We start from the raw sequence: 9,135 nt of genomic DNA, 5'->3' as shown, positions 1-9,135 counted from the left end.
GCGCTCGAGCGGGCCGAAACGGCCGAAATCGCGGCGCGCGAGGCGAGCCGGCGGGCCGAGTTGAACGCGGCGGCCGTCCAGGCGCTGGACCGCGCCCACCAAACCACCCGACGACTGGAGGAGACCGCCGATGACGCCGCCCGCACCCTGGCGCGCGACCCGCGGGGTGATGCGCGCCTCGATCCTGGCCTGCTGGCTGACTGGCGCGACGCTCTTCGGCGGCTGCGCGCGGACGCCGCCGCCGCCCGCGCCGATGCCGGTCCCGCAGAGCCTGCGCGCGCCGTGCCCCCGGCCTGATCCGGCGGACGTGGCCACCCAGGCCGACCTGATGGCCTTCAGCCTGCGCCAGGAGGCGGCGATCGGGGCCTGCGAGGCGCTGAAGGACGCCGCCGTTGCTCTGCTGGACGCGCGCGGCCCGTGAGGCGAAGGATGGGGCAGGGGGACGCTTCCTTTTGCCGGGCTCCGCAGTTGAGCCTGCACGGGCTGGCTGACGGACCCTGATGACGCTGACGACGCGAACAGTGATCGGTGTCGGCGCCCTGACCGCGGGGTACGCCGTCCTCGGCTATCTGGGCCTGACCTGGGCCACCTTCGGCGCGGCGGTTTCGCCGGTGTGGCCGGCGTCGGGCCTGGCGATCGCGGCGTTGCTGCTGGGCGGCCTGCGGCTGTGGCCGGGGATCTTCCTGGGCTCCCTGGTCGCCACCAGCCTGGCCCCCGCGCCGGACCCGATCCTGGTGCGCCTGCTGTTCGCGGCCGGCGACGCCCTGGCGGTCGTCGTCGGTGTCTGGCTGCTGTTGCGCATCGGACGGTTCGATCGCGACCTGCGGCGGGTGCGCGACGTGTTCTGGCTGATCCTGATCGGCGCGGTGGTCTCGGGGCTGATCTCCGGGGTGCTGGCCCTGGGCGTGCTGACCGGTTTTATGGGCCTGCCGGCCGACGCCGCGCCGGCGGCGCTGCTGCGCTGGACGGTCGGCGACACCGTGGGGGTCATCACCGTCACGCCGGTGATCCTGACCTGGGCCCGGCCTGATCCGCTACACCGCAACATCGACTGGTGGGTCGCCTTCGCCGCCCTGTTGGGGACCAGCACGGTCCTGGCCTGGCTGATCTTCGTCACGCCGACGCCGGGGGGGATGCTGCTGCCCTGGCACCTGGCGCCGCTGGTGATCGCCGCCGCCTTCATGCTGGACGCCCGGGCGGCCTCGAGCATCGGCCTGGTCTCCTCGGCCCTGGCGCTCTACGGCGCGCAGCCGGGCGGCGGCGCCTTCGCCGAGCTGTCGCAGGGGCGGGTGCTGGCGGTCCAGCAGTACGTGATGATCATGCAAGGGACCATCGTGCTGGTCGCGGTGATGGTCGAGGCCCTGCGCCGCGCCCGCACGGCGGTGGAGAACGAACAGGTCTACCTGGCCACGGCCGAGAACGAGGCGCGCCTTCGCCTGGCCCAGGAGGCCGGCCAGGTCGGCACCTGGGACTGGAACATCGAGCGCGGTCAGTCGCTGTCCAGCGACACCCTGCTGGAGATCTTCGGCTGGCCGCTGACCCGCCCGGACGTCGGCTTCGACGCCTGGGTCGAGCGCGTGCACCCCGATGATCGCGAGCGCGCGCTGGAGGAGGTGAAGGCGTCGTACAAGGGCTCGACCGCCTATTCCTCGCTGTACCGGATCCTGCTCCCGTCGGGCGAGGTGCGCCACGTCGACAGCCGCGCGCGGCTGTTCTACGGCCCCGACGGGCGGGTGCGCCGGGTGCTGGGCGTGGTGGTCGACATCACCGAGCGCAAGGAGGCCGAGGAGCGTCAGCGCCTGCTCATGCGCGAGGTCGATCACCGGGCCAAGAACGCCCTGGCGGTGGTGGCCGCGGTCGTCCGCCTGACCAAGGCTGAGACCAAGGAGACCTTCGCCGCGGCGGTGGAGGGCCGTATCCAGGCGATCGCCCGGGCCCACAACCTGCTGGCCGCCTCGCGCTGGACCGGGGCCAGCCTGCCTCAGCTGATCGACGAGGAGATCGAGCCCTACCAGGGCGCGGCCGAGAAGGGCGGGGTGCGCATCCGCGCCAAGGGGCCGGAGGTCATGCTGGCCGCCGACGCCGCCCAGCCGCTGGCCCTGGTGCTGCACGAACTGATCACCAACGCCGCCAAGCACGGGGCGCTGTCGGCGCCCGGCGGGTCGGTGGACCTCAAGTGGACCGTCGACCCCGAGGCCGACCGGCTGAAGCTGGACTGGACCGAGAAGGGCGGCCCCGACACCGAGGCGCCCAGCCGCGCCGGCTTCGGCTCGACCCTGATGACCGCTTCGGTCGAGCGCCAGCTGAACGGCGAACTGCGCCTGACCTGGCGCAAGAGCGGCCTGCACTGCGAGATCGAGATCCCGCTGCAGCGCGTGGTGCGCGCCGCGCCGCTCGAGGCCGGGGCGGAGAGCGCGCGCGTCGTGCTGCTGGTCGAGGACGAGGCGCTGATCGGCCTGGACATGAAGGCGCGGCTGGAGGCGCTGGGCTGGTCGGTGATCGGCCCGATCGGCGGCGTGGCCGAGGCGCTGGGCGCGATCGAGGCGACCACGCCGGCCGCGGCCGTGCTGGACGTCAACCTGGCCGGGGAGGCGACCGCGCCGGTGGCCCGCCGGCTGAGCGAGCTGCACGTTCCGTTCGCCTTCGCCACCGGCTACGGCGATTTCATGGAGGGCGCGCGCGAATTCGACGCGCCGGTGCTGGTCAAGCCGGTGACGACCGAGGAGCTGAAGCACGCCTTCGACCGCCTGCACGTCGGCCCTGAAGGCCGCGACGGGGCCGCGGCCCCGCCCTGACGAACCCGCATCGCCCCTAAGGGAACTCGCCCCGCGCTGTTCAGTCTATTGGACAGCTTGCGCAGTCCGGTCCATGTTCGGCGCAGGGGAGGACGACAGGGCATGGCGCACAGACGCACGGCTCCAGTTCCTAAAGTGGTCCTGGTCGGCGGCGTGCTGTTGTGCACGCTGGCCCTGGGCGCGTGCACGATGACGCGCACCACGGTCACCCGAAGCGGCAAGGCCATCGGTGAGGGCATCGACGAGGCGGTCACCGCGCCGCTCGAAGACCTCAACCTGATGCGCGAGAACATTCCCGTCGCGCTGATCCACGCCCAGGCGGAGCCGTACTCGCTGAAGGGCCTGACCCGCTGCGAGGCCATCGCCGGCGAGGTCGGCCGCATCGACGCCGCCCTGGGGCCCGACCTCGACGAGCCGCCGCCGCCGGACGGCCGGCGCATGAACGAGAAGGGCGCCGACTACGCCGCCATCGCGGCGCTGAACGCCGTGCGCGACACCACAACGGGCGTGATCCCCATGCGCGGCTGGGTGCGCCGCCTGACCGGGGCCGAGCGCCACGAGAAGGCCGTGCGCGAGGCCATCAAGGCCGGCACGGTGCGCCGCGCCTATCTGAAGGGCGTGGGCATGCAGAAGAACTGCGCCCCGCCGGCCGCCCCCAGCTGGTTCGTGCCGGTCGAACCCCACGCCGCCGAGGTCTCGCCCCCGCCGGTGGTCGCCGACCAGGGCGGCTCCTGAGCTGACATTTCTGGACGAAACAGCGCCCTCGGCTCCGGCCGGGGGCGCTTTTTTCGTTGGCGGCCGCCGTTGCACCCCAGCCCGCCGCGGGTTTGTCGCTTACCTGCATGTTCCGGGTTCTGCACAACCGCTCCGATATGTTTACCTGTGCGTTAGGGGATTCGGGGGACGTCGCGTGCGGATTGCAAACGTGATGCTCGGCCGCGGCAAAGGCGGTCTCGAGACGATGGCTGTGCGCTATCACGAGGCGCTGGTCTCGAAGGGCGCCGACGTGGTCTCGGTGGGCCGTCGCAAGGGCTGGTTCGCCGGGCAGGTCGCCTGCAGCACGCTCGCCGACGGCTTCGGGGACATCGGCGCGGCGCTGAGCCTGGGTCGGCTGCTGAAGCTGAACGAGCCCGACGTCGTGATAGCGCACGGGACCCGGGCCTATCGGGTCGCCCGCTCCCGCTGGGCGGGGCCGCGGCGCAAGGTGCTCTTCGTGGCCCACAACGCCCGCTTCAAGCCGGAGATGGCCGGGGCCGACGGGATCCTCGCGGTCAGCGAACCGGTGGCGGCGGCGGCCAGGGCCCGTTTCCCGGGGACGCGCGTGGAGCTGGTCGAGAACTTCGGCAAGCTGCAGTTCTCGCCGGTCCGCGCCAGGCAGGGCCGGCCGTTCCGGATCGGGGCGCTGGGCCGGCTGCATCCCAACAAGGGCTTCGACCTGCTTGTCGAGGCGGCGGCGCTGATGCGCGACCGCGGGGTCGAGTTCATCCTCGAGATCGCCGGCGAGGGCGACGAGCGCGGCGCGCTGGAGGCCCAGATCGCCAGGCACGGCCTGCGGGACGTGGTCCGGCTGACGGGCTGGACCGACAAGCCGGAGGCCTTCCTCGCCGGGCTCGACCTGTTCGTGCTGTCGTCGCGGGTTGAGCCGTTCGGCCTGGTGCTGGTGGAGGCGATGGCGGCCGGGACGCCGATCGTCTCGACCGACATCGACGGCCCCGGCCAGATCCTTCGGGGCGACCTGGGCGTGCTGACGCCGCCGGAAGACCCCGTCGGGCTCGCCTACGCGATCAGCGGCGCGCTGGCGGACCGGGTCGAAGGCCGCAAACGGGCGGAGGCGGCCCAGACGGTCGCGAAGTGGCGCTTCGGCTTCGAAGCCGGGGCGCGGCGCCTGACCAGCGTGCTGAGCGCGTTCGACCCGACCGCGCGGGACGAGGCCGCCTGACGCCTCAGTCCTTCCGCAGGTGCCGCTCGGCGAAGCTCTTGCGGAAGGCGTCGAACCGGCCCTCGGCGATGGCGGTTCGGCTCTCGGCCATCACCGCCTGGAAGAAGGCGATGTTGTGCCAGGACAGCAGGACCTGGCCCAGGATCTCGCCGGCGCGCACCAGGTGATGCAGGTAAGCCTTTGAATAGTCCCGGCTCGCCGGGCAGCTGCCCATAGGGTCCAGCGGCGCGTCGTCCTCGGCGAAGCGGGCGTTCTTCAGGTTGATGGGGCCGTCCCAGGTCCAGGCCTGGCCGTGGCGGCCCGAGCGGGTGGGCAGCACGCAGTCGAACATGTCGATCCCGCGCGCCACCGCCTCGACCAGGTCGATCGGCTTGCCCACGCCCATCAGGTAGCGCGGCCGGTCGACCGGCAGCATGGGCGTGGAATACTCCAGCGTCTCCATCATCTGCGCGTGGCCTTCGCCCACCGCCAGGCCGCCGACCGCATAGCCGTCGAAACCGATCTCCTGCAGGCGCTCGGCCGACTCCCGGCGCAGGTGTTCGAAGGTGGAGCCCTGCTGGATGCCGAACAGGGCCTGGGTGTCTCGCTCGCCGAAATAGGCCTTGCAGCGCTGGCCCCAGCGGGCCGACAGGCGAAGCGCCTCGGCCGCGCGCGTCTCGTCGGCCGGCCAGGCGACGCACTCGTCCAGCTGCATGACGATGTCCGAGCCCAGCAGGTCGGCCTGGATCTCCATGGAGCGCTCGGGCGAGAGCACCCACTTGGAGCCGTCCAGGTGGCTCTGGAAGGTGACCGCCTCTTCCTTGACCTTGGAGATGTTGGACAGGCTCATCACCTGGAAGCCGCCGCTGTCGGTCAGGATCGGCCCGGTCCACCGCATGAACCTGTGCAGCCCGCCCAGCCGCTTCACCCGCTCGGCGGTGGGGCGCAGCATCAGGTGGTAGGTGTTGCCCAGGATCACGTCGGCGCCGGTCTGGACGACCTTGTCGACGGTCAGCGCCTTGACCGTGCCGGCCGTGCCGACCGGCATGAAGGCGGGCGTGCGGATCTCGCCGCGCGGCGTGGTCAGCACCCCGGTGCGGGCGGCGCCGTCGGTGGCGTTCAGGGCGAAGGGGAAGGCGGCCATGGGGTCTCAGATAAGCGCTCGGGCGCGCTCTGTAGCGTGAAGCGACGCCGCAGGCACCCCAAGATCCTCCCCCGAGCGAAGCGGTGGGGGAGGGGGACCGCCGAAGGCGGTGGAGGGGGCTCCAGCGGAGCGCGTCCTCTCAGCTGCGATGGCGCGCCAAGACGAGCCCCCTCCACCATGCTTCGCATGGTCCCCCTCCCCCAAGGGGGGAGGATCTAGGTGGCCTTAAACAACACCGACGTGTCGCCGTAGGAATAGAACCGGTAGCCCGTCTCGATCGCCCGGGCGTAGGCGGCCTTCATGGTCTCGGTCCCGGCGAAGGCGCAGACCAGCATGAACAGGGTCGACTTCGGTAGGTGGAAGTTGGTCATCAGCACGTCGGCGGCGCGGAAGCGGTAGCCCGGGGTGATGAAGATGGCCGTCTCGTCGGCGAAGGGGCGCACCACGCCGTCCTCGCCGGTGGCGCTCTCCAGCAGACGCAGGCTGGTGGTGCCGACGCAGACGATGCGCCCGCCGGCGGCGCGCGCGGCGTTCAGCGCGTCGGCGGTGGCCTTGGTCACCACCCCGAACTCGGCGTGCATCCTGTGCTCGCTGACCTCGTCGGTCTTGACCGGTAGGAAGGTGCCGGCGCCGACGTGAAGCGTGACGAAATGCGTCGAGATTCCGCGAGCTTGCAGCTCAGCTATGAGTTCCGGCGTGAAGTGCAGACCCGCCGTCGGCGCGGCCACCGAACCGTCCTCGCGGGCGAAGACGGTCTGGTAATCGCGCTCATCCCGCTCGTCCTCGGCCCGCAGCGCCGCGATGTAGGGCGGCAGCGGCATGTGGCCGTGGGCGGCGATGGCCTGGTCCAGCGCCGGGCCGCTCAGGTCGAACTTCAGCTCGACCTCGCCGCCGTCCAGCTTGGCGACCACGGTGGCGTCCAGCCGGTCCAGTTCGCACGAGGTGTCGGACACAGCGCCGAACAGCACGCGGTCGCCGTCCTTCAGCCGCTTGCCGGGCTTCATGAAGGCGGTCCAGCGGTCGGGCGACGTGCGCTTGTGCAGGGTCGCCTCGACCCGGACGGTGGCCTCTTCGCGCGGACGGATCCCCGACAGGCGCGCCGGGATCACCCGGGTGTCGTTGAACACCAGGGCGTCGCCGGGCTGCAGCAGGTCGGCCAGGTCGCGGACCTGGCGGTCCTCGAACGGCTGGCCGGGGCGCACCACCAGCAGGCGCGCGGCGTCGCGCGGCTCGGCCGGGCGGAGCGCGATCAGGCTCTCGGGAAGCTCGAAGTCGAAATCGGACAGGCGCATCCCGCGCCCAAGGCCACGGCGTGGCGGGCGGGTCAACGTCTTTTCCCTCTCCCGCAAGGGGAGAGGGTTGACGATGGGCGCCCTTCGCGCACCCATGGTCCGCGAACCAGGGGAGGGCCGACATGCGTATCGCTCTGATCTGCGGCGCGGCCGCGCTGGCGCTGGCGGGATGCGGCAAGCCCGAGGCGTCGAAGACTGAGAAGCCCGCCACGGTCGTGGCGACGGCGCCGGAGCCCGGCTCCGAGGCGCTGGAGGGGTTCACCACCCAGCCGGGGCTGGAGCTGTTCGGCTACTACATGCCCCAGACCGAGATCCAGGTCGTCCAATGGCGGCTCGATCACCTGCACCTGGGCTCGCCGACCGAGTTCGAGGACTGGGCGGCGGGGCGGCGCACGGCCGCCTACGCGCCGGTGATGATGGAGTTCGACGACACCAAAAGTCCCAAGAAGATCAACGAGCTGGGTCAGGACGTTTACGCCGTGCGAGAGCGCGTCCTGCCCGACGCCTGGCGGGTGACCGAGAGCGAGGTCGCCTTCGTCGACAACCATCCGCGGCTGGGCAAGGTGAGCTTCCAGGGCGCGCTCGACCGCAAGGCGCTGGCCCGCGCCAAGGCCGGCGACGGGGAGGCCGTGGTGCTGACCGGCACGCTGACGGTGGGCGAGGCCGTCTTCACCGACCTGAAGTTCACCTGGTTCGGCGGGGATTGAGGGCGGTGGCCTTGAGGTCTCTCTTCGCGCCGCGAGCATTTTTCAGGACGCTCAAAGTCTTTGCGGCGCTTCTCGTGCTGTTCGCCGTCGCCTACGCGGCCATGTTCGGACCTCAATACCTGCGCGGAGTTTACTTCGCGCGGATCGTCGTGGTCTGGACCGTCACGGGGCTCGTGACCGCGACCTTGTTCGGGTTCGTGGGCGCGTTGGTCGCCAGATCAGTTCGTCGAAAGCCGGCTTCCCTTGCGTAGCTCGTCCCGGCACTTTGCGGGGCTACGCCCCGAGGACCCGTCATGAAATCCGCACTCGCCGCCGTCCTGGCGCTCGCCCTGACCGCCGCCGCGCCGGCGGCGCCGCGGATCGACGGGACGCGGCTGGTGCAGGACCTTCGCGTGCTTTCGGCCGACGACATGGCCGGCCGCTATCCCGGCACGCCGGGCTCGGCCAAGGCGCGGGCCTATGTGGAAAGCCGCTTCCGCGAGGTCGGCCTGACGACCAAGGAGCAGGCCTTCACCTACACCACCAAGGCCGGGGTCGAGACGCCGGGCGTCAACGTCTGGGGCGTGGTGAAGGGGCGCAAGCACCCCGACCGCTACATCGTCGTCACCGCCCACTGCGACCATCTGGGCGTGAAGGACGGCCAGATCTTCCACGGGGCCGACGACAACGCCTCGGGAACGGCGGCGCTGGTCGCCATGGCCAAGTACTTCAAGGCGCACCGGCCGGATCACTCGCTGATGTTCGTGGCGCTGGACGCGGAGGAGGGCGGCCTGCGCGGGGCCAAAGCGCTGGTGGCCAATCCGCCCGTGCCGAAGGACGCCATGGTGCTGAACGTGAACCTCGACATGGTCGCCCGCGGCGACAAGGGCGAGCTGTACGCCTCGGGCGGCTATCACAATCCGGGCCTGGTCCCGGTGCTTGAGCGGGTCGCGAAGACCGCGCCGGTGACCCTGAAGCTGGGCCACGATCGCCCCGAGCAGGGCCACGACGACTGGACCGACCAGTCCGACCACCTGGCCTTCCATGAGGCCGGCATTCCGTTCGTCTACTTCGGGGTCGAGGACCACCCCGACTATCACCGCCCCACCGACGTCTTCGAGAAGGTGAACCCGGACTGGTACGTGCGCTCGGTGCAGACCATCGCCGAAGCGGTCAAGGCGCTGGACGCCGACGACGCGGCGATCCGGGCGGCGAAGGGGAAGTAAGATCCTCCCCCTCTGGGGGAGGGGGACCGCGAAGCGGTGGAGGGGGCTCCAGCGGAGCGCGCCTTATCCGACAC

The 9,135-nt window shown here is 71.4% G+C and carries 9 protein-coding genes; 7 read left to right on the top strand and 2 right to left on the bottom strand.

Going from position 1 to position 9,135, the window contains the following annotated elements; translation table 11 throughout:
• From G3573_RS22045 to G3573_RS17440, 4 genes are all read left to right on the top strand, one after another.
• Positions 1-297: hypothetical protein (locus G3573_RS22045; protein WP_205598332.1), on the top strand; the 297-nt coding region annotated here is incomplete at its 5' end.
• 203 nt (positions 298-500) lie between these two features.
• Positions 501-2,795 (top strand): MASE1 domain-containing protein, encoded by a 2,295-nt coding sequence (locus G3573_RS17450; protein WP_163262944.1) that lies wholly within the window; start codon positions 501-503, stop codon positions 2,793-2,795.
• A 102-nt stretch (positions 2,796-2,897) separates the two neighbouring features.
• Positions 2,898-3,530 carry a hypothetical protein gene (locus G3573_RS17445; protein WP_163262943.1) on the top strand — a complete coding sequence of 211 codons (633 nt, stop codon included), beginning with the start codon at positions 2,898-2,900 and terminating at the stop codon, positions 3,528-3,530.
• A 175-nt stretch (positions 3,531-3,705) separates the two neighbouring features.
• A complete protein-coding gene (locus G3573_RS17440) occupies positions 3,706-4,734 on the top strand; it encodes a glycosyltransferase (RefSeq protein ID WP_163262941.1) in 1,029 nt (342 codons plus the stop codon).
• Between the two features lie 4 nt (positions 4,735-4,738).
• Here the strand turns inward: G3573_RS17440 and tgt are convergent, their stop codons facing one another.
• On the bottom strand, positions 4,739-5,857 hold the full coding sequence (gene tgt / locus G3573_RS17435) for a tRNA guanosine(34) transglycosylase Tgt (protein ID WP_163262939.1): 1,119 nt from the start codon (positions 5,855-5,857) through the stop codon (positions 4,739-4,741).
• A gap of 215 nt (positions 5,858-6,072) precedes the next feature.
• Complete coding sequence (gene queA / locus G3573_RS17430; protein WP_163262937.1) at positions 6,073-7,149, bottom strand: tRNA preQ1(34) S-adenosylmethionine ribosyltransferase-isomerase QueA; 1,077 nt, start codon at positions 7,147-7,149, stop codon at positions 6,073-6,075.
• Between the two features lie 122 nt (positions 7,150-7,271).
• Here queA and G3573_RS17425 point away from each other — a divergent pair, with 122 nt between their 5' ends.
• The 3 genes from G3573_RS17425 (at position 7,272) to G3573_RS17415 (ending at position 9,061) form a co-directional block, all read left to right on the top strand.
• Positions 7,272-7,856, top strand: coding sequence for a hypothetical protein (locus G3573_RS17425; RefSeq protein WP_163262935.1), 585 nt, complete (start codon positions 7,272-7,274; stop codon positions 7,854-7,856).
• Positions 7,857-7,930: 74 nt separating this feature from the next.
• Positions 7,931-8,107 (top strand): hypothetical protein, encoded by a 177-nt coding sequence (locus G3573_RS17420; RefSeq protein WP_163262933.1) that lies wholly within the window; start codon positions 7,931-7,933, stop codon positions 8,105-8,107.
• A gap of 42 nt (positions 8,108-8,149) precedes the next feature.
• Positions 8,150-9,061 (top strand): M28 family peptidase, encoded by a 912-nt coding sequence (locus G3573_RS17415; protein ID WP_163262931.1) that lies wholly within the window; start codon positions 8,150-8,152, stop codon positions 9,059-9,061.
• Positions 9,062-9,135: the final 74 nt, after the last annotated feature.

Source organism: Caulobacter sp. 17J65-9, assembly GCF_010975005.1.
GTDB lineage: Bacteria > Pseudomonadota > Alphaproteobacteria > Caulobacterales > Caulobacteraceae > 17J80-11.
Note: the sequence above shows the minus strand (reverse complement) of the source record. Positions and strands in the feature narration are given on the sequence as shown.

Coding starts and splice junctions, on each gene's coding strand:
- G3573_RS17450 (WP_163262944.1), top strand. CDS start 501: ATGACGCTGACGACGCGAACAGTGATCGGTGTCGGCGCCCTGACCGCG.
- G3573_RS17445 (WP_163262943.1), top strand. CDS start 2,898: ATGGCGCACAGACGCACGGCTCCAGTTCCTAAAGTGGTCCTGGTCGGC.
- tgt (WP_163262939.1), bottom strand. CDS start 5,857: ATGGCCGCCTTCCCCTTCGCCCTGAACGCCACCGACGGCGCCGCCCGC.
- queA (WP_163262937.1), bottom strand. CDS start 7,149: ATGCGCCTGTCCGATTTCGACTTCGAGCTTCCCGAGAGCCTGATCGCG.
- G3573_RS17425 (WP_163262935.1), top strand. CDS start 7,272: ATGCGTATCGCTCTGATCTGCGGCGCGGCCGCGCTGGCGCTGGCGGGA.
- G3573_RS17415 (WP_163262931.1), top strand. CDS start 8,150: ATGAAATCCGCACTCGCCGCCGTCCTGGCGCTCGCCCTGACCGCCGCC.